Genomic DNA, 353 nt, shown 5'->3' with positions numbered 1-353 from the left:
GGCTTTCTGTACCAGAGCACATCCGCTGCGACGTTTCAGCCGCATGCGCCGAATCTGGGCCACACGTATCAGATGAAGGACGGCGGCATCTACGCGAGCTTCTGGGGGCTGAAGGGATCGGAGGACCTCGGCGGCGGCTACAAGATCAACTTCAAGCTGCAAGGCGTATTCAACACGACGAACGGCAGGTTCGGCCTGTCCGATACGCCCGGCACGACGGCGATCTTCAACCAGTTCGCGACGGTCGGCGTGTCCAGTCCGTACGGCACGTTCGACGCCGGCCGGCAGATCATCCCGATGATCTACGCGATGGCTGAAACCGATGTGCGCGGCGCACAGTACTTCGGCAGTAT

Annotated in this window: 1 protein-coding gene; it reads left to right on the top strand. The window is 61.5% G+C overall.

The window, feature by feature from the left end:
- Positions 1-353, top strand: a 353-nt coding sequence (locus H3V53_RS43500; RefSeq protein ID WP_336603085.1) for a porin, incomplete at both ends; no start/stop codon positions are given.

Origin of the sequence: Paraburkholderia bengalensis, assembly GCF_037126505.1 — a bacterium.
GTDB classification, from domain to species: Bacteria; Pseudomonadota; Gammaproteobacteria; order Burkholderiales; family Burkholderiaceae; genus Paraburkholderia; species Paraburkholderia bengalensis.
Note: the sequence above shows the minus strand (reverse complement) of the source record. Positions and strands in the feature narration are given on the sequence as shown.